The sequence below is a fragment of the Staphylococcus microti genome (genome assembly GCF_000934465.1).
GTDB lineage: Bacteria > Bacillota > Bacilli > Staphylococcales > Staphylococcaceae > Staphylococcus > Staphylococcus microti.
This window is the reverse complement of record NZ_JXWY01000125.1, coordinates 1-225: the sequence shown is the minus strand read 5'-3', so window position 1 is coordinate 225 and position 225 is coordinate 1. Positions and strand designations below refer to the sequence as shown.

At 40.9% G+C, this 225-nt stretch carries 1 protein-coding gene; it reads left to right on the top strand.

Annotated elements, in window-relative coordinates:
* The coding region (locus tag TP70_RS12475; RefSeq protein WP_044361448.1) for a hypothetical protein at window positions 1-225 on the top strand (225 nt) is incomplete at both ends.

Here is a 225-nt window from a genome sequence, read left to right as displayed (position 1 = left end):
ATACACCGGAAGCGTATGTGTATTTAAGTAATGTTGGTATTTCTAATGGACACACAGTGGATGCAATTGCGAAAGTATCTATTATTCCGACGAAAGACAGTGATCCGTTAAACACTAGATACTTCCTTACATCAGGACGAGACTACTTGTCTGTTGCATCAAAAGCAGGTGGTGGTGCATCTGTTAGCTTGACGTTTTTAGAGCACAAAGATCAAGCAGCGTTTG